This window comes from Chryseobacterium sp. VAUSW3 (assembly GCF_002205795.1).
Lineage (GTDB): Bacteria > Bacteroidota > Bacteroidia > Flavobacteriales > Weeksellaceae > Kaistella > Kaistella yananensis.
This window is the reverse complement of sequence record NZ_NIUY01000001.1, coordinates 334,629-356,374: the sequence shown is the minus strand read 5'-3', so window position 1 is coordinate 356,374 and position 21,746 is coordinate 334,629. Positions and strand designations below refer to the sequence as shown.

20 protein-coding genes are annotated in these 21,746 nt (G+C 39.9%); all 20 read left to right on the top strand.

Annotation, left to right across the window (positions count from 1 at the left end):
• The first annotated feature begins 120 nt into the window (after window positions 1-120).
• The 20 genes from CDW55_RS01645 (at window position 121) to rfbA (ending at window position 21,712) form a co-directional block, all read left to right on the top strand.
• A complete protein-coding gene (locus CDW55_RS01645) occupies window positions 121-531 on the top strand; it encodes a hypothetical protein (protein WP_143332909.1) in 411 nt (136 codons plus the stop codon).
• 172 nt (window positions 532-703) lie between these two features.
• Window positions 704-2,644 (top strand): nucleoside-diphosphate sugar epimerase/dehydratase, encoded by a 1,941-nt coding sequence (locus tag CDW55_RS01640; RefSeq protein ID WP_088467995.1) that lies wholly within the window; start codon window positions 704-706, stop codon window positions 2,642-2,644.
• A gap of 44 nt (window positions 2,645-2,688) precedes the next feature.
• Complete coding sequence (locus CDW55_RS01635) at window positions 2,689-3,510, top strand: polysaccharide biosynthesis/export family protein (RefSeq protein WP_088468665.1); 822 nt, start codon at window positions 2,689-2,691, stop codon at window positions 3,508-3,510.
• A 20-nt stretch (window positions 3,511-3,530) separates the two neighbouring features.
• On the top strand, window positions 3,531-5,894 hold the full coding sequence (locus CDW55_RS01630) for a GumC family protein (protein WP_088467994.1): 2,364 nt from the start codon (window positions 3,531-3,533) through the stop codon (window positions 5,892-5,894).
• 15 nt (window positions 5,895-5,909) lie between these two features.
• The gene (locus CDW55_RS01625) at window positions 5,910-6,251 is read left to right on the top strand and encodes a phosphomannose isomerase type II C-terminal cupin domain (RefSeq protein ID WP_088467993.1); all 342 of its coding nucleotides are present in this window, start codon (window positions 5,910-5,912) and stop codon (window positions 6,249-6,251) included.
• Window positions 6,252-6,264: 13 nt separating this feature from the next.
• Window positions 6,265-7,329: a GDP-mannose 4,6-dehydratase gene (gene gmd / locus CDW55_RS01620; protein ID WP_088468664.1), complete on the top strand. Its 1,065-nt coding sequence runs from the start codon at window positions 6,265-6,267 to the stop codon at window positions 7,327-7,329.
• A gap of 8 nt (window positions 7,330-7,337) precedes the next feature.
• On the top strand, window positions 7,338-8,408 hold the full coding sequence (locus CDW55_RS01615; RefSeq protein ID WP_088467992.1) for a GDP-L-fucose synthase family protein: 1,071 nt from the start codon (window positions 7,338-7,340) through the stop codon (window positions 8,406-8,408).
• 11 nt (window positions 8,409-8,419) lie between these two features.
• Window positions 8,420-9,841, top strand: coding sequence for a hypothetical protein (locus CDW55_RS01610; RefSeq protein WP_088467991.1), 1,422 nt, complete (start codon window positions 8,420-8,422; stop codon window positions 9,839-9,841).
• Window positions 9,838-11,037, top strand: coding sequence for an O-antigen polymerase (locus CDW55_RS01605; protein WP_088467990.1), 1,200 nt, complete (start codon window positions 9,838-9,840; stop codon window positions 11,035-11,037). Before CDW55_RS01610 ends, CDW55_RS01605 begins: the two co-directional genes overlap by 4 nt.
• Window positions 11,030-11,920, top strand: a complete 891-nt coding sequence (locus tag CDW55_RS01600; protein ID WP_088467989.1) for a glycosyltransferase — start codon at window positions 11,030-11,032, stop codon at window positions 11,918-11,920. Before CDW55_RS01605 ends, CDW55_RS01600 begins: the two co-directional genes overlap by 8 nt.
• 2 nt (window positions 11,921-11,922) lie before the next feature.
• On the top strand, window positions 11,923-13,776 hold the full coding sequence (locus CDW55_RS01595) for a hypothetical protein (RefSeq protein ID WP_088467988.1): 1,854 nt from the start codon (window positions 11,923-11,925) through the stop codon (window positions 13,774-13,776).
• Window positions 13,773-14,654, top strand: a complete 882-nt coding sequence (locus CDW55_RS01590; RefSeq protein WP_088467987.1) for an alpha-1,2-fucosyltransferase — start codon at window positions 13,773-13,775, stop codon at window positions 14,652-14,654. Before CDW55_RS01595 ends, CDW55_RS01590 begins: the two co-directional genes overlap by 4 nt.
• On the top strand, window positions 14,639-15,517 hold the full coding sequence (locus CDW55_RS01585) for a glycosyltransferase (RefSeq protein ID WP_088467986.1): 879 nt from the start codon (window positions 14,639-14,641) through the stop codon (window positions 15,515-15,517). Before CDW55_RS01590 ends, CDW55_RS01585 begins: the two co-directional genes overlap by 16 nt.
• A 212-nt stretch (window positions 15,518-15,729) precedes the next feature.
• Complete coding sequence (locus tag CDW55_RS01580; protein ID WP_088467985.1) at window positions 15,730-16,893, top strand: glycosyltransferase family 4 protein; 1,164 nt, start codon at window positions 15,730-15,732, stop codon at window positions 16,891-16,893.
• Window positions 16,874-17,482, top strand: coding sequence for a sugar transferase (locus CDW55_RS01575; protein ID WP_088467984.1), 609 nt, complete (start codon window positions 16,874-16,876; stop codon window positions 17,480-17,482). Before CDW55_RS01580 ends, CDW55_RS01575 begins: the two co-directional genes overlap by 20 nt.
• Window positions 17,479-18,093 (top strand): acetyltransferase, encoded by a 615-nt coding sequence (locus CDW55_RS01570; protein WP_088467983.1) that lies wholly within the window; start codon window positions 17,479-17,481, stop codon window positions 18,091-18,093. The genes CDW55_RS01575 and CDW55_RS01570 overlap by 4 nt, the downstream gene beginning before the upstream one ends.
• The gene (locus tag CDW55_RS01565) at window positions 18,083-19,219 is read left to right on the top strand and encodes a DegT/DnrJ/EryC1/StrS family aminotransferase (protein WP_088467982.1); all 1,137 of its coding nucleotides are present in this window, start codon (window positions 18,083-18,085) and stop codon (window positions 19,217-19,219) included. The genes CDW55_RS01570 and CDW55_RS01565 overlap by 11 nt, the downstream gene beginning before the upstream one ends.
• Window positions 19,219-19,764: a dTDP-4-dehydrorhamnose 3,5-epimerase gene (rfbC, locus tag CDW55_RS01560; protein ID WP_088467981.1), complete on the top strand. Its 546-nt coding sequence runs from the start codon at window positions 19,219-19,221 to the stop codon at window positions 19,762-19,764. Before CDW55_RS01565 ends, rfbC begins: the two co-directional genes overlap by 1 nt.
• A 9-nt stretch (window positions 19,765-19,773) precedes the next feature.
• On the top strand, window positions 19,774-20,853 hold the full coding sequence (gene rfbB / locus CDW55_RS01555) for a dTDP-glucose 4,6-dehydratase (RefSeq protein ID WP_088467980.1): 1,080 nt from the start codon (window positions 19,774-19,776) through the stop codon (window positions 20,851-20,853).
• 1 nt (window position 20,854) lies between these two features.
• The gene (rfbA, locus tag CDW55_RS01550) at window positions 20,855-21,712 is read left to right on the top strand and encodes a glucose-1-phosphate thymidylyltransferase RfbA (protein WP_088467979.1); all 858 of its coding nucleotides are present in this window, start codon (window positions 20,855-20,857) and stop codon (window positions 21,710-21,712) included.
• Window positions 21,713-21,746 lie beyond the last annotated feature (34 nt).

The following is a 21,746-nucleotide window of genomic DNA, read 5'->3' as shown; positions in this document are numbered from 1 at the left end:
GAAATGAACTGTTATAAAATTTCCTTAAACATTATGTTAATAAATTAATAATAATATATTTGTACAGAAAGAAAATTATTAAAATTGAGTTTTAATGTTTTTTAAATAATTATTATACCTTTGTCAAAATTTTTAATACTTACGAATCTCATGCGGAAAATCATTGCTGCGGTCTTTATATTCTTATCAGTTATCACTTATTCACAATGGTCCAATACATCATTCTCCGAGGCGGAAACTGTGGAACAGGCATCTCCGTCCTCCAGTGCTCCGGAGCCGAGACAGGAACAGTATATCGAAACTGAAGCAGCTCCTGCTGCAGCTGCTGGGGGGGCTTGTACGGTGGATGAAGGAGGAGTTACTCTCGACGACTGTGACTGCGATGGTACTCCTGATACCAGGGATGAGGATGAATGTTCTCCAAACCCTGGAGATCCTATCCCTATCGATGATTACATTCCCCTGCTGCTGATAATTGCTGCCGGGCTGATTATTTACAAAACTTACCACAGGAAATCCCTGTCCAGATGATACCGCAAACCCGAAATCAGTTTCGGGTTTATTTTTGAGGAAGAGGCAGTGTACGGTGAACGCGATGTTAAAAAACCTTTGATTTCGGCAGATTAATGCGTGTAATTTCGTAATATTGTGCAGCGGTATGCTCTTACTCATACGGGCATTTTAATAAACATATTTTAAAGCTATGGGCTTTGGCAAGAATCTGAAAACTAAACTGTACAGCGGCGATAACCTGATGAACCTGTCGGATGTAAGGTACCTGCCGCGCTGGGTCATCCTTTTCATCGATATTTTCTTTATTTCGCTCGCGATCTTTTTTTCGTGCTACCTCATTGAAAAGCTGAGTTACAGTACCATTCAGGTGTTTTCGCACCGCGGGCTCATGTATCTGCTGATCCTGGGGGTAAGTTTGGTTTTCATGTTTATGTTCCGCACCTTTTCGGGCATCATCCGGCATTCCACTTTTATCGATTTATTCAAGCTTTTTCTGGCGACCCTCAGCACGACGGTGGTGGTGGGATTCGTAAGTTTCGGGTATTATTTTGTGACCGGGCAGCGCGTCATCCACATGTCGGTTCCGTTCCTGGCCATATTCTTTGCGACTTCATTTATCCTGCTTTTTCTTTTCCGGCTTTTTGTAAAGGAATTTTTTCACATCATCAGGGAGTTCCGCCGAAGTACGCTGAGGAAAAGGATTCTGGTGCTGGGCATCGATGAACAGTCGGTGGCGGTGGCGCGTGCCATTCTCGACAATCCCAATGTGCCTTACCATATCGTGGGGTTTCTTACCCAGAGACATGATTACCGCCGGGCCAATTTATTAGGCAAACCCATTTACGGCAAAGAGCGGATTGAGAAAAACAGCAAGGATGACCTGATGCTGGACGGTGTGGTTCTGGTAAAAGAGATGATGACGAAAGAGGAAATGAATTCCTGGGTGAACCTTTTCCTGGAGAAAGACCTGCAGGTCTTTAAAGCCCCGTCGGTACAGAAGCTCCGCGATAACGACATTGAAGGTTCCATCAAATCCCTTCAGATTGAGGATTTGCTAAACCGTAAGCCGATCCGCATTGAAAATGAGGACCTGAAAAAGCGGCATTACGGAAAATCGATCCTTATCACCGGCGGTGCAGGTTCCATTGGCAGTGAGATTGTAAGACAGGTAGCTATTCTGGAACCAGACCTTATTGTGGTACTTGATCAGGCCGAAACGCCGCTCTACGACATTGAAATGGAAATGACTGCTAAATTTCCGAGGATCCGGTTTAAGTTTATTCTGGCCGACATTTCGAACCGTCACCGAATCGAGCCGCTGTTTCAGAAGTTTCAGTTTTCGATGGTGTATCACGCGGCGGCCTATAAGCATGTTCCGCTGATTGAGGAAAATCCGCATGAAGGCATTCTTGTGAATATCCTGGGCAGCAAGAACCTTTCAACCCTTGCGAGCAAATATAAGGTGAACCGTTTCGTAATGATCTCTACGGATAAAGCAGTAAAACCTACCAATGTAATGGGTGCCTCGAAAAGGGCAGCAGAACTCTTTGTGCAGGCCCTTCAGAATACCGAAAACAACACCACGAAATTTATTACGACACGGTTTGGAAATGTTCTGGGCTCGAACGGCTCGGTGATTCCACACTTCAAGAAACAGATTGAAAAGGGTGGTCCGGTCACGATTACGCATCCTGATATTGTGAGGTATTTCATGACGATTCCCGAAGCCTGTGATCTGGTGCTTCAGGCCGGAACCATGGGAAAAGGAGGTGAAATCTTTGTTTTCGACATGGGCGAGCCGGTGAAGATTCTGGATCTTGCGACGCGGATGATCAAGCTTTCCGGTTTTGAACCGCATACCGACATCAAGATCATTTACACCGGATTGAGGCCGGGAGAAAAACTCTACGAAGAGCTTTTGAGCGACGATGCCAAGACCCTGCCGACGCACAACGAGAAAATCCTGATTTCGAAAGACCCGAATATGGAGTTTAAAGCCATTGAGCAGTTTACCAATCAGATCATCAAAGCAGCTTTAAGAAGGGAAAAGACCGAAGTGGTAAAGATTCTTAAAGATATTGTGCCTGAGTTCAAAAGCAACAATTCCGTTTACGAAGTTTTGGATAAGTAAGATAGAATTGTATATTTGCAGGCGTTGATATTTAAATGGTACTCATGAATATAAATAAAATCCTACTTTTATTCGTTTTTTTTCTTGCCCTTATGGGATGTAAAACGAAAGACAGCACCAGTGAACTGAATTATATGCAGAATGTAGAAAAGATTGCTACTGAGGCTGCACTGAGAAATTCGGTTACCACCATACAAAAAGGAGATCAGCTTGCCATTTCTATTACCGCCAAAGATATGACGGTTGTAAAACCTTTCAACCAAAATTATTCTTCAGCGGAGGCTTCACAATATTCTACGCCAAGTACCAATGCCCCCTCCGCACAAATTCTGGATAAGAGTACAACGCCAATTTATCAGGTAGACAGTAATGGAGAAATTGATTTTCCGATATTGGGCAAACTGGGCGCAGCTGGCAAAACTTTAGTGGATTTTAAGGATGAAATCCGTGACAGGGTTGCAATATATGTGAAAAATCCGTCAGTAAACCTAAAAATCACGAACTATAAAATTACTGTTTTGGGTGAAGTACATAAACCCGGACAGTACACGGTGCCTGATGGACAGGCCAATATGCTGAATGCTTTAGGTTTGGCAGGAGATCTTACCATGTATGGAAAGCGGAATGATATTCTTCTGGTAAGAAATGAGAACGGACAGATTCTGAAAGAACGGATCAACCTTATGGATGCCAATTTTATCAATTCCCCTTTTTATGAACTGAAACAAAATGATGTAATCTATGTTTCGGCAAATGAAACCAAAGAAAAAACTGCACGCTTGGATCCTAATACCAGTACTTATATTGCGATTGCAGGTACTGTTATCGGTTTAGCCGGTATATTTATTACTATTTTCAAGAAATAATTTTACTTTAAATTAATTAGATGAGCCAAAGTTCAGGTCAGGAAGTTCAAGTTTCAAATGAGATTAATATAAAAGAAATTATTAAACCCTATATCGCTAAATGGTGGTGGTTTATTATTTCTGTTTTCGTAATGCTGGCTCTGGGAATTTTTTATATCAGAACAGCAACCCCGGTTTACAGTGTACAGTCATCTATTCTTGTGAAAGATGCCCGAAAAGCACCTTCGTCGGAAATGGGCATGATTTCTCAGCTCTCAGGATTCGGGGGGATGCAGACCAACAGTATTGAAAATGAGATGGAGATCCTTAAATCCAAGAAGCTTGTGCAGGACGTGGTCAACGAACTGGATCTGCAGACTTCTCTTGTGTCTGAGAAAGGATTTAAGAAAGAAGAACTTTACGGAAAAACTGCTCCTGTAAACATCAAGGTAATCGCGGAAAAGGAAAGTCAGAAAGACTTTAAAAAACCTTTGAATCTGAAAATTTCCGGCGACCGACTTGAAATTACTTCTGAAGAGCTTCCCGGCGCAATTGTAACAACCTATAACAAAACCATCAGCTTGCCCTTTGCAAATTTGATGATCCTGAAAAATCCTGAGTATAATCCTGAACAAAAGGTGGATGCGGGGGATTTAAAAATCGAATATGCTACCACTGAAGGTGCCGTAAATAACTACCAGAAAATCATCAAGGTGGATTTGGTGGACAAGGACGCTACGGTGGTAAGATTATCCATCAACCATTCCAATATTGATAAGGCCAAGAGCATTATCAATAAACTTGTGGAGGCCTATAATAATGATGCCATCAGTGATAAGAACACAGAATCAAAAAAAACCAAGGATTTTATTGATGATCGGGTGAACATTATTGCGGGAGAGCTTGGTGAAGTTGAAAGTGAAAAGGAAAGATTTAAAACTGCAAATAATATTACAGATATTCCGACGGAAGCCCAGTTGAATTTAGGCAGTTCGCAGGCTGCCAAAGCCAGAATTATGGAAACGGAAGGCCAGCTGGACATAACCAATGGGCTTATCGGATATATGCAGCGGTTGGGTGGAAGCCAGACCTTGCCTGCAACTGTTGGTCTTGGAAATCCCCTGGCGGCAGCAAATATCAATGCTTACAATCAGCTCGTACTGGAGAAAAACAGATTATTGGAGAATGCAACGCCACAAAACCCTCTGGTAGTGGAACTGAATAAACAGATTTCCGTAATGAAAACCTCGGTAATGGATGCGTTGGTAAAATACCAGAATTCGCTTGTAATTACAAGAAATCAGCTGGTTGGGGAACAGAATTTACTCACGGGAAAAATTTCTAAAATCCCGGCACAGGAGAAGATGTTCAGAAGCATTGAAAGACAGCAGCAGATCAAAGAGAATCTTTATCTTTTACTACTCCAGAAGCGTGAAGAGGCGGCCATATCGCTTGCAATTACTTCTCCCAAAGCCAGAATTATTGATTATGCGTTTGCGTCGGACAAACCTGTTGCCCCCAAGAAGCTTATTACTCTGGGCGTTGCCTTATTATGGGGATTACTCCTCCCTTATGCTTTCATCTACGTTCGGGAACTTTTCAATGATAAAGTCCGGTCGAAACATGATCTTGAAAAGCTTTCGGGTACGCCGATCATCGGTGAGTTGCCGAGTATAGAAAAAGGAAAGGGTGAGCTTGTGGAACAGAATGATATTTCACCGATGGCGGAAGCGTTCCGGATTCTTGTGACCAATATGAATTTTATGCTCCCAAAAAAGGAGAAAGGAAAAGTGGTTTTTGTAACCTCGACCATAAAGGGTGAAGGAAAAACCTTTGTTTCGGTGAATCTTGCAATCACCTTGGCAGGGCCAAGAAATAAAGTTGTTGTAATAGGAGCAGACATCAGAAATCCGCAGCTGCAACGTTATAATCCTGCTTCAAAAGGACTGAAAGGACTTACAGAATTTCTTTATGATGAAAATGAAAAACTGGAAGATATCATTAATTTATCCAGTTTCAATCCGCATCTCGATGTGATTTATTCGGGGAGTATTCCCCCTAACCCGACAGAACTTTTGTCTAACGGACGATATCAGGAACTGATTGAACAGCTTCAGTTACGATATGACTATATTATTGTGGATACTGCTCCTCTGATGCTGGTCACTGATACCTTCCTTACGTCGGAACTCGCAGATGCTACGATTTACATCACCAGATCCGGCTATACAGAAAAATCCTTAATAGCTTTTGCCGATAAACAGGTTACGACCAACAAAATAAGAAATGTAGGATTTGTAATTAATGATGTGGGTAAAGAGCACTTCGGGTATGGTAATAAATATGGCTATGGCTATCAGGCTGAAGAAAAAAGTTTTTTTTCCAGATTAAGAGATAAATTTTAGGCGGATTAAACAGATATGGAACATGATGTGCGCCCGTGGGGTGAATATTGGGTACTGGAAGATACGGAAACCCACAAAGTAAAAAAAATACTTGTTAACCCCGGACACCGACTCTCTTTACAGTACCACGAGCATCGAGCGGAGGTATGGACGATGATTTCCGGTACGGGAACTGTAACCATCAACGAGCAGATAGAAGATTACGGCCCAGGTAATGTAGCTCAGATTCCTTTGGGAGCGAAGCACCGAATTGAAAACAAAACAGAAAAGCCTCTTGTCTTTATAGAGGTTCAGCATGGTAATTATTTTGGTGAGGACGATATCATCCGGATCGAAGATGATTACAGCAGATTATAAAATATTAAACACTATGAATAAAGTTGCGCTTATCAGTGGGATAACGGGACAGGATGGCTCTTTTTTAGCAGAATTTTTACTGGAAAAAGGATATGAAGTCCACGGAATCATCCGCAGGTCATCTTCCTTTAATACTGACAGGATTGAACATCTTTACTTTGATGAATGGGTGAGGGATATGCATCAGAAAAGACTCATCAATCTGCACTACGGTGATATGACAGATTCCAGTTCACTAATGAGGATTATACAGCTGACTCAGCCGGATGAGATTTATAATCTGGCAGCGCAAAGCCATGTTAAGGTAAGTTTTGATGTTCCTGAATATACCGCAGAAACAGATGCAGTAGGTACGCTAAGATTACTTGAGGCGGTTAGAATCCTTAAGATGGAGGATAGAACCAGAATTTATCAGGCGTCAACATCAGAACTTTATGGTCTGGTACAGGAAGTTCCTCAAAAAGAAACCACTCCTTTTTATCCGCGCTCACCCTATGGGGTAGCGAAGCTCTATGGGTTCTGGATTACGAAAAATTACCGCGAATCCTACGGGATGTATTGTGTAAACGGTATTCTTTTCAATCACGAAAGTGAAAGGCGAGGTGAAACTTTCGTAACAAGAAAAATAAGTTTGGCAGCGGCCAGAATCGCGCAGGGCTATCAGGACAAACTGTATATGGGAAACCTGGATGCGATGCGCGACTGGGGCTATGCAAAAGATTATGTGGAATGTATGTGGATGATGCTTCAGCACGCCACCCCCGAAGATTTCGTTATTGCAACCGGTGAAATGCACAGCGTACGCGAGTTCTGCACCAAAGCTTTTAAAGCGGCTGGTATTGACCTGATATGGGAAGGAGAGGGAGTTAATGAGAAAGGTATTTGCAGCAGGACGGGGAAATTATTAATTGAAGTTGACCCAAAATACTTCCGTCCGGCAGAAGTGGAATTGCTGCTCGGAGATCCGACCAAAGCAAAAACACTTCTGGGGTGGAATCCCACAAGGACCTCATTCGATGAACTCGTGGATATTATGGTGAAACATGATATGGAATTTGTGAAAAAGAATCACGCATAAAAAAAATCATGGAAAAGACCAGTAAAATATATGTTGCAGGTCACCGCGGTCTTGTAGGCTCGGCTATTTTTAAAAAACTTGCTGAGCTTGGCTATACTAATGTGATTGGCAGAACCTCTGTTGAGCTTGATCTTCTGGATGCGGCTGCAACAAAAAAATTTTTTGCAGAGCAGAAACCGGACTATGTATTTCTGGCTGCTGCATATGTCGGAGGAATTATGGCAAACAATACCTACAGGGCAGATTTCATATATAGGAATTTACAGATTCAGCAGAATGTGATTGTTAATGCATTTGAAACACAGGTGAAAAAACTGCTGTTCCTTGGCAGTACCTGCATTTATCCTAAAGAAGCCCACCAGCCTATTTCTGAAACCGAACTCCTTACCAATACATTGGAATACACCAATGAACCCTATGCAATTGCGAAAATTGCCGGGCTCAAAATGTGTGAGAGTTTCAATATACAGTACGGGACAAATTTTATCTCCGTAATGCCCACCAATCTGTATGGACCTAATGATAATTTTGATCTTGAAAGGAGCCACGTTCTTCCAGCCATGATCCGTAAAATCCATCTCTCTAAACATCTGATGAACAAGAACTGGCAAGAACTGCGTAAGGATTTATCGGCAAGACCGGTGGAAGGTTTAAATGGTTCTGAGTCTGAAAAGCAGATAGTTGAAATGCTGGCGCGGTACGGTATTTTCGAAGACCGGGTAGAATTATGGGGATCAGGAACACCAATGCGCGAGTTCCTCTGGAGTGAAGAAATGGCCGATGCCTGTATATTTGTGATGAATAATGTTGAGTTTAAAGATTTGTATACAGGGAAAGAAATCAGGAATACTCATATTAATATCGGCACAGGCAAAGATATTACCATCGGAGGACTCTCCAAACTTATTGCGGACAAAATTCTTTACACCGGTAAAATTCTTTTTGATTCTTCCAAACCCGACGGCACCTTTAGAAAACTGGTTGATGTAAGCAAACTGAATGCGCTTGGCTGGAAACACCAAATCGAAATTGAAGAAGGGGTAAACCGTATGTACGACTGGTATTTACAGAATCTATAAAGCTAAAGAAATTGAACATCAGAGGCAGCATTAAGAATTTTTTATTCCTCATTTTCTCGCAATTGGTGGGGCTGCTTTTTTATATCGTCATTAGTTTGGTTTTTCCCAAAATGATGACCGTGGAAAATTTCGGATACTGGCAGTTATTTTTGTTTTACTCCTCTTTTGTCGGATTTTTTCATTTGGGTCTCAACGACGGAATTTATCTTAGATACGGAGGAAAAAATTATGTTAAGATTAATAAATCACTGCTGAAGGGGCAGTTTGTTATCCTTGCGATTGCTCAGTTTTTAATCGCAACGGCTTTTTTTTTACTGTTTAAAATCACTGCTGATGAGGAGCCGCAGCGACTTTTCGTAATTTTTTATACGATGATTTTTTTAGTGATTTCCAACATAACGTCTTATATTACCTTATCTCTACAGTCGATGAACAGACTACAGGATTTTTCCCGGGTCACCCTTTTCACCAATGCGCTTCTGGTCCTCTCCTTCATCATATTGGCGGTATATGGACAGCGGACTTACGAACCTTATATCCTGGTGTATCTGGCGGTTCACGGTATGGCGCTAGTATTTTGTATCTACCTCATTAAAGAGGTGATAAATGAACCATTTTTTATCAGGAGGATTCCCGCCTACTTTCATGAAATAAAAAAGAATGTTTTGGTAGGAAGTCAACTGATGTTTTCTACGATAGCAAGTATGCTGATGCTGGGTATAGGCAGATTTTTTATAGAGAAGAAATGGGGGATCATAGAATTTGGTAAAATATCATTTGTACTCACGATTACAACCTTTTTTATTTTCTTTATCCGACAGATCGGGATTGTAATCTTCCCTTTGTTGCGAAACAAAAAGAGCGAGGCGCAAAAATCAATTTACTGCCATACGCTCGGTTTTCTGAATTGTTTGCTATTTGGGGTCCTGTTGTTTTTTCCTCTTTTGGAGTGGTGCATTAATTTCTGGATCCCGAAATACAGTTCCCATATTTCCTCCGTTATTATTATTCTGCCTGTGTTGGTATTTGAGGGAAAAATGCAGGTGCTGCTCAGTACCTATATGAAGGTGTTGAGAAAAGAGAAAAAACTTCTCGCTTTCAATCTGGTAGGATTACTCTGCTCGCTTGTTTTTGCTGCTGTGGGACTTTTATTGGATTCTCTTATACTACTCGTGCTGGGAATGACTGTAAGTATTGCCCTTAGAGGTTATCTTGTAGAGAATTTCCTTAGCCGGCATTTTAACGTCTACCTCCTGAAGCAGGAACTCTCTGGATTACTGCTTCCGGCTGTTTTTATCCTGGCGTTTTTAAAACTGGGAAATTTATATGCGTTAGGACTTTACATGATGCTCTATCTGATGTTTTTGCTGTTACAGCGAAACGACCTTCAAATTTTCTGGCATCTATTAACGGTTAAAGAACGAAAGCTATGATCATCATATTTAACATATTAATGCTTTTATTGGCTGGCTGGTTTCTTCGCCGAAGACTGAAGGTGTATGATTATGTATTGAATCATCTTGCCTTATTCAGTTTTGTGTGGTTGTTTATCATTATAGGGGCGCAATTGGCTTATCCCGGTAAAATTGATGACGAGTCTGTCATTTTGTATTATACCTGTTTTTTTTCCTATCTCCTAGGATCATCGATATTGAAAATGCCCCGTTATGAGACTGTTAAACAAAGATATTACAATTTTAGCACCCTAAACATCATAATATTTCTGCTCTTTGTACTGGGGCTTATAGCGAATTATGATTTGCTTAACAAGGTGGTCTTTAATTTCAGCTCGCTGGATGCGTGGGTCTCCATGCGTACAAAACAGGAGTTTGAAGAAGTAGATGAAAGCAACATATTTAAAGCGCTCTTCCAGAGATCTTATCTTATTTATATTCCGCTCGCTCTATTTTGCGTGAAAAATAAAAAAATGAGTAAATTAATCTTTGTGGGATTAATTATTGTGGGCATTATGATTTCGCTGCTTCGTTTTACGAGAGCACCTTTCCTACAGCTGCTTATTATGCTTCTCATTTCTTATGTTTATATTTACCGTGTTATGATTCCGGTAAAAACCATCTTAATTTCGGTTTTTGTTACCATTGGGGTTTTTGCCGCATCACAGCTTTTGCTTTTGGGAGATAAAGCCTCCATAAATGATATAACAAAGGAGATTAATTTATATCTCTTTGGAGGACTATATGTTTTTCAGGATATCACAGACGGTAAATATCTTGACAGCAATTCTTACGATATTGGCTATTATACCTTTGATGCATTTAATTATATTTTAGAAAAATTGGGTATGATCGATTCTTATCCTTCCTACGTTCGCGAATGGTCTGGCAGGCTGATGACAAACACTTATACCTTTTTAGATGCCTTTACTTTGGATTTCGGCATTATCGGTGCGTTATTGGGATCGTTGATAATCGGTCTGTTTTCTGACTACTGTTACAGATTAGTTAAACAGAATCATAATAATCTGTTCAATATCATCTTTTACGGATATATCTGTTATTTCAATGTATTTGTATTCGCCAATAATGAATTTATCAGGTTTCCGGTATTGCTGACGATGGTCATTTTATTAATCATTAATTTTTTTACAAAAAAAATTACGTATGAATAATAATAATCCAGCCGTGAGGGTTGTCATATTAAATTATAACGAAAGCAGTTATACCGTAGATCTGGTAAAGCAACTGGAAAAACAGTCTTACCCATCTCTCGAAATCGTAGTGGTGGATAATGCAAGCAAACAGGAAGAAAAGCAACTGTTAAAACTTCTTCCCGACCACGTAATTACCCTTTTTTCTGAAGAAAATCTTGGATACGCGCGGGGGAATAATAAAGGGATTATTGCAAAAACAGGTAAAACCCCAGACTACCATTTGATTCTGAACAACGATCTGATTATGGAGGATGTGGATTTTGTAAAAAAGCTTGTAAAGGGAATGCTTTTGCATCCCCGGGTGGCAGCATCATCACCTTTAGTAGATACTGTTGCGGTTGATCAACCTTTAGAAGACCAGATTCAGGTCCGAAGGATATTATCTGCTGATCAGATGTTTAAACTTGCAGTACCTTTATTCACTCCCTTTATAAAGAATCTTACTCATTATTTTCTGTACCGGGATCAAATGCCTTTTGTTAATAAATATACGGTCTGTGATTCTATAAACGGAGCGGCATTTATGATAGATGCTGCTTTTGTGCAGGTATATGGCGGTTTAGATGAAGGAACATTTCTGTATTATGAAGAGATCATCCTGGGCAGAAAAATTCTGGAGGCAAAAAAAACCTGCATGTTAAACGGTTATACATCGGTAAAACATCTTCAGGGTATATCTACCGGATCCAATTCTAAAACAGTTAACCGCAAAATGGAAGTGTACAAGTACCAGAGTGCATTGTATTACTTAAAAAAATATGAAAACCTGGGGGGTTTTAGAAGTGCAGTTTTTGTAACTTTAAATGAAATATCTATTCTGCTGAAAAAAATAATAAAATAATAATGAAATCCCTGGTTATATTTTTAGTCTTTTTAGATCTTTTTGTTGGCACCGCTGTTTATGGGCAGACCATCTCAATTGTTGATCCTGTATCTAAAAAAGTCCTCACTTACGAAGAAATAGATGTACTTCCAAACGGTGAAAAGATTACAAGTAAAAATGTTGATGGTGGTTTTATTATCGAGCGGAATCAGAAATTTTATAAAGCTGTAAATTACAGCAACATTACTCCCAAAAACTATGGTGCAAAAGGTAATGGAATTTATCAAAATTCTGGTGATATGAATGCCTTAAAATCAGGCAACGACGATACCCAGGCACTCGCAGTCTTTTTTAAAAACCGGCAAAAAACACCTGCTTTTGGCTCTCACATGGGCGGCAGCTCACTTTATGTACCTTCATCGGTATACCTAACCAGCGGGAGTTATAACATTGATGACCACTTTACTAAAATATTTGGGGACGGGCCCGGGGCTACCATCATTCATGCCATTGCCGCTAAAAATGAAAATGTTCCTGTTTTCTTCTTTGGCAGAAAACCAGTCGGCAATGCCTGGGACAGCCTTCTAACAGGAGGGGGTGTCAATAATATGCAAATCAACAGCGAGAATGCGAAAATAAGAAACTTCGGTATTATCCTTGACTTTGCTGAATACATGAATTTCGAAAATCTCGCTTTTAGAAATCTCGGTAAAAGCGCTGTTAAGGGTAACTTTTGGGAATCGTATTTTAGTAATGTTAAGATAGAAAGTTCGGGTCAGAATCAAACTGGTAGTGAAAACGGTATTCCCGATACAGGAATTATCGATTTCTCCTACGCCACCGAAAACCCGCACCTGGATGCGAGTAACAACAGTTATTTTAATAAAATTACTTTTAGCAGCTGTACCGGAACACTGATCAAACTCGCTGCAGCAGCAAATACCACCGTTAATATTAATTTTAATGGACTTTATGCGGAAACCTATCCAGGTAATACCGGCAAACCTGAAGAATTACCCCTTATTTACAGCATTAATTCACAAAATAACAGTATTAGCCATGGTTTTATCACCGTAAACAGTTCGGGCACCGAGAGAAATGGTCTGGCTCTATTGCTCGACGGAAACAGTTCATTGTCAGTTTCAAATTTCAGTTTTAATATGAATCCTCTAGAGGGTTTTCTGAAGCGTTCCGTCAGACGCCTCAATTCATTTGGACGGATCTCTTACGGCAGCACCTTATCGCTTAACAGTGTGAACTTTGAAGATCCAACTGATTCTGTCGGTTTTGGGACGTCCTCAACCGAACCGCTTCTTTACGGAAAGGGTAAGTTATTGATGAACCTGGTGCAGTTTCATGTGCTGGATCTCAACAGTGGTGGAACAAGAAGGATAACCAATCTGATCGACAGAAACCTGAAGGCAACCGGAAGTGTACTTGTTATACCCTATGACAAAAACGGCAAAGTTCAGTCTTTACAGAAATCACTGCAGTTTAATGACGGGAAAATTACTTTTTTTTATAGTTCCGTTCCCGCTACTGTTGATACATGGGAAAAAGGGGATCGAATTCAATATTCGGAACCCGTTAACAGGGCACTTGGTTTGGTATGTACGGAACCAGGCACAACGGGAACCTCCAAAAAAATTATGGTATCTGGCAGGAAAGGGGAAAAAAGTGTACGGGCACTGTCCACAGAAAATTTATTGGTTGGTGACTGGATTGTGTTTGCCGGCATGGAAGGATACAATAGAATATCTGCCATACGCAATAAAGAGATTTTACTGGAACAGCCACTTCCGAAAAATCTGAGTAACGCACCTTTAAGTTTCAAACCTCCCGTTTGGGAAACATTTCAAACCATAATAAAATGACCAACCATATAAAACTCTGGGGAGGCTTGGGGAATCAGCTTTTCCAGTATAGTTTCAGTAAATATCTGGAGAAAAAAGAAGGCAAGCCGACCAAGTTTTTTACGTCCAAACTAACACCGATAAAGGAATTAGATCTCAGTTATTTTATAAAGGATATTGAGTTTTCCTCAGCAGCTGAACTGAAAAGTTCAGGTTACTTCTTTTCTGTGCCGCTGAAGGAGAGGGTTTACCGTAAACTATTGGCAAAACTGCCTTTTCTTAACACCAAGGTTTACATCGAAAAATCGCCTGGTTTTGTTAGCAAATTTCCTGCTTCTACAAATGTATATGACGGATACTGGCAAGCATACCAATATCTTGATCCCATTGAGAATGTGCTGAGATCTGAATTGAGTTTTGACGAATTGTCTTTCAGTAACTTACATTTTTTTGATGACATAAAAAAGAATAACAGTATCAGCATGCATATTCGAAGAGGAGATTATCTTTTAAAGGCGAATCAGCAGCTTTTTGCAGAATGCTCTTTAAATTATTACATCACCGCTGTTCGCGAAATACTGGCAAAAGTCGTGAATCCTGTATTTTATGTATTCTCTAATGATGTGAATTGGGTAAGGGAACACCTATTGAAAGTTTTTGAGAAAGAGGCTGAATTTGTATTCGTTGATAATTCCGAAATTACCAAAAGTCCGGTCGCAGACCTCTTCCTAATGTCTCTGTGCAAACATCAGATCATCGCCAACAGTACATTCAGTTGGTGGGGCGCGTGGTTAAACAAAAACCCTAAAAAAATCGTAATTGCACCCAAAAATTGGTATAATGGCGATTTGAACAAAACCACTGAAGATTTAATACCTGCAGAATGGATAAGATTATAGAAAAGCAAACACCTTTGGTCACCATAGGAATCCCTGTGTATAATGCAGAAAAGTTCCTGGAAACCGCAATAAAGTCGGTGCTTCGCCAGACCTACACCAATTTCGAATTAATTATTACTGATGACGGAAGTACGGATAATTCTGTCAACTGCGTAAAAAAATTCAATGATCCAAGAATTATATTGAAATCAGATGGAAAAAATCATGGAATTTCGTACCGGTTAAACCAACAGATTAGTCTTGCGAAAGGAAAATATTTTATCCGGATGGATGCCGACGACATCATGTTTACAGAGCGTGTCGAAAAGCAGGTAGCATTTCTTGAAAATAATCCAAATGTAGATGTAACAGGCAGCCATGCTGTAATTATAGACGATGAAAATAAAATCATTGGATTAAGAGCATCTTCGCCCCCACTTACCTATAAAGATGGTCTCAACGCGAGTGCCTTCATACACCCCACAGTTGCAGGGAAAACCACTTGGTTCTCCAAGTTTGGTTATAAAGAAGAGCTAATCGGTGCTGAAGATTTTGATCTTTGGCTGCGAAGTTTTGGAACTTCAGTTTTTAAAACTTTAGACGAGCCATTGCTTTTTTACCGGGACCCTTTAAAATTCAAACTGACAACCTATCTTTTTCGCCTCAAGCAACAGCGTAGAGTCTTCAGAACTGACCAGTACCTGAGTAATAACCCAATGCTTAAGATGAAGACGCTCATTGGTTCATATGTCAAAAGTTTATTAGCCATGTTAATCTGCTTTTTAGGACTGGATCATCAGTATATCGCAATGCGAAACCGACAATCGGGCAGAAATAACATAGATTTTACCAAATTTCAAAAAGATTTAGATACTTTTGCCTAGGAGGAAGAATTAATTATGAAAACAAAAACCGGTAAAGTTTTTTCCTTAAAAACTTGGTATGTTTTTTATGTAAGATGCAAACACTCTTATTTAGTGGGACCAGATTTTTATTTTTTAACATCTTCTTAAATAATGGTTTGTACAAACAATATTTCGATATGACAGATTTTCACCTTTGTTTTTTGCTTAGGCCACAATAATTATTGTTCTTAATGGCAGTTCTAAATAAAATTATTCGTGTGGCCACTGTGCCTTTATCTTTAAATATTCTTCTTAGAAATCAATTTAAATTTCTAAGAAAATATTATCATGTTGTGGCGATATCAAGTCCGGGAGAAGACCTTTTTGAAGTAGGGACCAGAGAAAATGTAGATATTAAGGGAATTGAAATAAAAAGAAAAATCTCCATTATTAATGATATTACCGCTTTGTATAAACTCTATGTATACTTTAGAAAAGAGAAACCTCTCATTGTACATTCTATAACACCGAAGGCTGGTTTATTATCTATGATGGCGGCTAAGCTGGCTGGAATCCCCATAAGAATGCATACGTTTACGGGATTGATTTTCCCCACCTCCACAGGTGCAATGAAGCATCTGCTTATATGGATGGACAGGTTACTGTGCTACTGCGCAACCAATATTTATCCGGAAGGTCAGGGGGTACGGAATGACCTTGTGAAATATAATATTACAAAAAAACCAGTTAAGATCTTGGCAAACGGTAATGTTAACGGCATTGATCTCACCTTTTTTGATCCGTCGATTTTTTCTGAGGAGGACAAGCTGTCCTTAAAAGAGAAGCTTGCCATTTTACCTGATGACTTTGTCTTTATTTTTATTGGGCGTTTGGTTAAAGATAAAGGCATTAATGAACTTATTCATGCATTTAAAAAGCTGAGTAGTAGCAAAGCCAAATTGCTGCTCGTAGGATCTCTGGAGCCAGATCATGGACTTGAAGATGACACCCTGCATGAAATAAAAAATAATCCGGATATCATATCTGTAGGTTTTCAGAAAGATGTTAGACTTTTTCTGGCCATTTCAGATGCTTTGGTTTTTCCAAGCTACCGGGAAGGTTTTCCCAACGTGGTAATGCAGGCAGGTGCAATGGGGCTTCCTTCAATAGTTACAGATATTAACGGATCCAATGAAATTATTATTCACAATGAGAATGGAATTATTATCCCTCCGAAAAATGATTTATTTTTGTATGAATCGATGGTGATGGTCAGTAAAGACCTTGCATTACGCGAAAAGCTGAAGAGAAATGCCCGGCAGATGATTGCAGACCGTTATCAGCAGAGTGTGGTACTGAATGCCCTGTTGGAAGAATATAAAAATCTTGAGAAAAATGTACAGAAATTTTCTTAAAAGACTTTTCGATCTCACTGCTTCAGTTATCGGCCTCATTATTCTGAGTCCGGTATTTTTGGTGGTTACAGGTGCCCTCTTTATCGCCAATCAGGGGAAACCTTTTTTCTTTCAGAAAAGACCGGGAATCAACGGTAGAATCTTCAGCATTATAAAGTTCAAGACGATGAACGACCGAAGTGACCGCCAGGGTAACCTGCTGTCCGATGCCGAACGCTTAACACCTGCGGGTGCTTTTGTCCGCAAAACATCGCTCGACGAAATTCCCCAGCTCATCAATGTCATAAAAGGTGAGATGTCCTTAATTGGACCACGGCCTTTGCTTCCTGAATACCTTAATTTATACAACGATTTTCAGCGCCGCCGCAATGAGGTTAGGCCCGGCATCACCGGATGGGCGCAGGTGAACGGCCGTAATGCCATCAGCTGGGAAAAGAAATTTGAATACGATGTGTGGTATGTGGACCACATCAGTTTTGCATTGGATTTAAAAATCCTGTTGCTTACCGTGAAGAAAGTTTTTGTTTCTGAGGGTATTACCCAGGAAGGACACGTAACCTCAGAAGAATTTAAAGGGAATATCTCATGATTGTTTTCGGGGCGAGCGGACACAGCAAAGTAGTTCTGGATGTGCTTCTGTCGAATGGCATTGAAGTGGAGATGGTGATCGATGATGCACCCAAAACGTTCGAAATATTTGGAATAAGAGTTGAAAAGGCTAAAGATGTATCCCAGGATCAAGACGCAGTTATTGCCGTAGGCAGCAACATCAGCAGAAAAAAAATTTCAGAACGCTGGCTCTTTAAGTATAAATCCATTCATCATCCCAGTGCTTCGGTTTCTTCTTTTTCGGAAATTGGTGCCGGTACCGTAGTGATGGCCAATGCCGCTATCAATCCAGATACGGTAGTAGGCAGGCACTGCATAATCAATACCGGAGCTGTCGTGGAACATGACTGTATCGTGGGTGACTTTGCCCATATCGCTCCCAATGCCTCTCTGGCAGGTGGGGTTGTAGTTGGTGAAGGTTCCCATGTTGGAATTGGTGCGTCTGTGATACAAGGTGTTACTATTGGCAAGTGGGCAACTATTGGCGCAGGTTCCGTCATCATAAAAGATGTCCCTGATTTTGCGACCGTGGTAGGAAATCCGGGCAGAATAATTAAAATAAATAAAAATATTCAGAATAATGAACGCTAAAATATGGCTCTCCTCGCCTCATATGGGAGGTACTGAACTCGATTATATTCATGAAGCTTTCGAACAGAATTGGGTTGCCCCACTTGGACCAAATGTAAATAGTTTTGAAGATGATTTGAAAACATATCTGAATGAAAATGTCGAAGTTGCTGCCTTAAGTGCAGGTACAGCAGCTTTGCATCTTGCTCTGATTATACTTGGAGTTAAGTATGACGACGAGGTTATTTGTCAGAGCTTTACCTTTTCCGCCTCGGCAAATCCCATAACTTATGTAGGTGCAAAACCAGTCTTTGTTGACAGCGAACCAGAAACCTGGAACATGTGTCCAAAAGCTTTAGAAACTGCCATTAATGATAGAATTACTAAAGGTAAAAAGCCAAAAGCAATTATCGTGGTACATCTTTATGGGATGCCTGCGAAACTTAATGAAATAACAGAAATCGCAAATCGTTACGAAATTCCTTTGATTGAAGATGCGGCTGAAGCTCTAGGTTCTACGTTTAAAGGTCAAAAATGTGGTACTTTTGGTGAAATGTCTATCTTAAGTTTTAACGGTAACAAAATTATCACCACTTCAGGGGGTGGAGCATTGGCTTGTAAAACTAAAGAACAAAAGGATAAAGCCGTATTTCTTTCCACACAGGCAAGAGATAATGCACCGCACTACCAACATTCGGAAATTGGCTACAATTACAGAATGAGCAACATTTCAGCGGGTATCGGAAGAGGTCAGATGAAAGTTTTGAACGACCGAATTGAAGCAAGAAGAAAAAATCACCAGTTTTATCTGAACCTGTTTGAAAATTTTGAAGGAGTTACCGTTTTTAACGAACCCAACTCAGATTACTTTTCTAATCATTGGCTGTCTGCCATAGTGATTGATGAAGAAAAAGCAGGGTTCAACCGCGAACAACTGCGTTTAGCGCTAGATCAGGAAAATATTGAATCCAGACCTTTGTGGAAACCGATGCACCTTCAGCCGATTTTTGAAAGTGCACCTTATTTCGGCGGTAATGTTGCGGAAGAATTGTTTAAGAACGGACTGTGTTTACCATCTGGATCAAACCTCAATGAGGAAGATTTAGAAAGAATAAAGAATGTAATTTTAAGCTTTAAAAATTCATAATGAAAATTAAGGAAACACCTCTAAAAGATTGCTATATTATTGAGCCCACCGTCTTCGAAGATGATCGCGGTTACTTCTACGAAAAATTCAATGAAAAGAAATTTGAAGAACTAACGGGAATGAACGGTCATTTTGTACAGGATAATATTTCAAAATCTTCTTACGGTGTTCTGCGCGGTTTGCATCTGCAGAAAGGCGAACATGCGCAGGCAAAACTGGTGTCCTGTCTGGAAGGTAAAGTTTTTGATGTGGCAGTAGATCTGCGAGAAGACTCCCCAACATTCGGAAAGTGGTATGGTGTAGAACTTACCGCTGAAAATAAAATCCAGTTCTATGTTCCAAGGGGTTTTGGACATGGATTTTCAGTGCTCTCTGAAACAGCTGTGTTTGCCTACAAATGCGATAATTTTTATAATAAAGAAGCAGAAGGCGGCGTTTTGTGGAACGACCAAGATTTAAATATTGACTGGCAACTTCGGGCAGAAGACGTGATTCTTTCTGAAAAAGACAAAGTTCAACCTACCTTTGCAGAGAAAAATTTTTAAAAAACATTTATGAAAAATATCATCATCACCGGTGGTGCCGGATTTATCGGTTCTCACGTAGTTCGGGAATTCGTAAAAAATAATCCAGAAAGCAAAATCATCAATTTAGATGCTTTAACTTATGCCGGAAATCTTGAAAATTTGAAGGATATCGAAAACGAACCCAATTACGTTTTCGAAAAAGCAGATATCACCAAAGTTGACGAGCTACGAGAAGTTTTTGAAAAATACAATCCAGATGCGATCGTACATTTAGCTGCAGAATCTCATGTGGACAGAAGTATCACCGATCCAAACGCATTTATCAACACAAACGTTATTGGAACTGCAAATCTTTTAAATTTAGCAAGAGAATTTTGGACTTTAAACCCAGATCATCAACACGGAAATTTTCCTGATGAGCCGAGAACCAACTTGTTCTACCACGTTTCTACCGACGAAGTTTATGGTGCTTTAGGTGAAACAGGATTCTTCACTGAAGAAACTTCTTACGACCCAAAATCTCCTTATTCCGCTTCAAAAGCTGCTTCTGATCACTTGGTGAGAGCATACGGAAATACTTATGGAATGCCTTTCATCATTTCAAACTGTTCCAACAATTATGGACCGAACCATTTTCCTGAAAAATTAATTCCGCTTTGTATTCATAATATTCTGAATGAAAAACCGCTTCCAATTTATGGTGACGGGAAATATACAAGAGACTGGCTCTATGTCATCGACCACGCAAAAGCCATCTACCAAATTTTTAACGAATCCAAAACCGGAGAAACCTACAACATCGGTGGTTGGAACGAATGGCAGAATATTAACCTGGTGAAAGAATTAATCAGGCAAGTTGACGAGAAAATCGGTAAACCTGAAGGTTATTCAGAAAAACTAATCACTTTTGTGAAAGACAGACCTGGACACGACAAACGTTATGCAATTGATGCTACAAAACTTGCCAATGATTTAGGCTGGAAACCAAGCGTAACTTTCGAAGAAGGCTTATCAAAAACTATTGATTGGTTCCTTGAAAACAAAGAATGGTTGGATCACGTGACTTCAGGTGATTACCAAAAATATTACAACAAGCAATATAATTAATATGAAAGGGATTATTCTTGCAGGAGGTTCTGGAACCAGACTTTATCCTTTGACGATTGCAGTTAGCAAACAACTCATGCCGGTTTATGATAAGCCGATGATTTATTATCCGCTCTCAACCTTGCTTTTGGCGGGAATTAAGGACATTTTAATTATTACAACCCCACACGATCAGGAAGGTTTTGTTAAACTTTTGGGCGATGGTTCTTCTATTGGCTGTAATATTCAGTATAAAGTGCAACCCAGTCCGGATGGTTTGGCGCAAGCTTTTATTTTGGGAGAAGAATTTGTGGGTGATGATTCGGTTGCGCTCGTTTTAGGGGATAACATTTTTTACGGAGCAGGATTGCCGCAACTTTTATCTTCAAAAACCAATGTCAAAGGAGGCTGCGTTTTCGCTTACCAAGTTTCTGATCCTGAAAGATATGGTGTGGTAGAATTTGATGAAAATTTTAAAGCCATTTCGATTGAAGAAAAACCTGCGGAACCTAAATCCAACTTTGCCGTTCCTGGTTTGTATTTTTACGATAATTCGGTGGTTGAAATTGCCAAAAACCTGAAGCCTTCACCACGTGGTGAGCTCGAAATTACGGATGTTAACAAAATTTATCTTGAAAAAGGTCAGTTAGAAGTTGGAGTAATGTCCCGTGGCACCGCGTGGCTCGACACCGGAACGTTCGATTCTTTGCATGAAGCTTCTGAGTTTGTAAAAGTTCTGGAGAAAAGACAGGGCTTCAAGATTTCTTGTATAGAGGAAATTGCGTACAAAAAAGGATTCATCAATAAGGAACAATTGTTGGAATCGGCCAAAAAATACGGAAAAAGCGGTTACGGTGATTACCTGAAAGGAATCATTTAAACTGTTTTAAATGAAATATTTAAAAAGACTTTAA

Excerpts from the sequence above, each read along its gene's own strand:
- gmd (WP_088468664.1), top strand. The coding sequence starts at position 6,265 with ATGAATAAAGTTGCGCTTATCAGTGGGATAACGGGACAGGATGGCTCT.
- CDW55_RS01575 (WP_088467984.1), top strand. The coding sequence starts at position 16,874 with ATGTACAGAAATTTTCTTAAAAGACTTTTCGATCTCACTGCTTCAGTT.
- CDW55_RS01615 (WP_088467992.1), top strand. The coding sequence starts at position 7,338 with ATGGAAAAGACCAGTAAAATATATGTTGCAGGTCACCGCGGTCTTGTA.
- CDW55_RS01600 (WP_088467989.1), top strand. The coding sequence starts at position 11,030 with ATGAATAATAATAATCCAGCCGTGAGGGTTGTCATATTAAATTATAAC.
- CDW55_RS01630 (WP_088467994.1), top strand. The coding sequence starts at position 3,531 with ATGAGCCAAAGTTCAGGTCAGGAAGTTCAAGTTTCAAATGAGATTAAT.
- CDW55_RS01625 (WP_088467993.1), top strand. The coding sequence starts at position 5,910 with ATGGAACATGATGTGCGCCCGTGGGGTGAATATTGGGTACTGGAAGAT.
- CDW55_RS01585 (WP_088467986.1), top strand. The coding sequence starts at position 14,639 with ATGGATAAGATTATAGAAAAGCAAACACCTTTGGTCACCATAGGAATC.
- CDW55_RS01635 (WP_088468665.1), top strand. The coding sequence starts at position 2,689 with ATGAATATAAATAAAATCCTACTTTTATTCGTTTTTTTTCTTGCCCTT.
- CDW55_RS01605 (WP_088467990.1), top strand. The coding sequence starts at position 9,838 with ATGATCATCATATTTAACATATTAATGCTTTTATTGGCTGGCTGGTTT.
- CDW55_RS01580 (WP_088467985.1), top strand. The coding sequence starts at position 15,730 with ATGGCAGTTCTAAATAAAATTATTCGTGTGGCCACTGTGCCTTTATCT.
- CDW55_RS01590 (WP_088467987.1), top strand. The coding sequence starts at position 13,773 with ATGACCAACCATATAAAACTCTGGGGAGGCTTGGGGAATCAGCTTTTC.
- CDW55_RS01570 (WP_088467983.1), top strand. The coding sequence starts at position 17,479 with ATGATTGTTTTCGGGGCGAGCGGACACAGCAAAGTAGTTCTGGATGTG.
- CDW55_RS01565 (WP_088467982.1), top strand. The coding sequence starts at position 18,083 with ATGAACGCTAAAATATGGCTCTCCTCGCCTCATATGGGAGGTACTGAA.
- rfbA (WP_088467979.1), top strand. The coding sequence starts at position 20,855 with ATGAAAGGGATTATTCTTGCAGGAGGTTCTGGAACCAGACTTTATCCT.
- rfbC (WP_088467981.1), top strand. The coding sequence starts at position 19,219 with ATGAAAATTAAGGAAACACCTCTAAAAGATTGCTATATTATTGAGCCC.
- CDW55_RS01595 (WP_088467988.1), top strand. The coding sequence starts at position 11,923 with ATGAAATCCCTGGTTATATTTTTAGTCTTTTTAGATCTTTTTGTTGGC.
- CDW55_RS01640 (WP_088467995.1), top strand. The coding sequence starts at position 704 with ATGGGCTTTGGCAAGAATCTGAAAACTAAACTGTACAGCGGCGATAAC.
- rfbB (WP_088467980.1), top strand. The coding sequence starts at position 19,774 with ATGAAAAATATCATCATCACCGGTGGTGCCGGATTTATCGGTTCTCAC.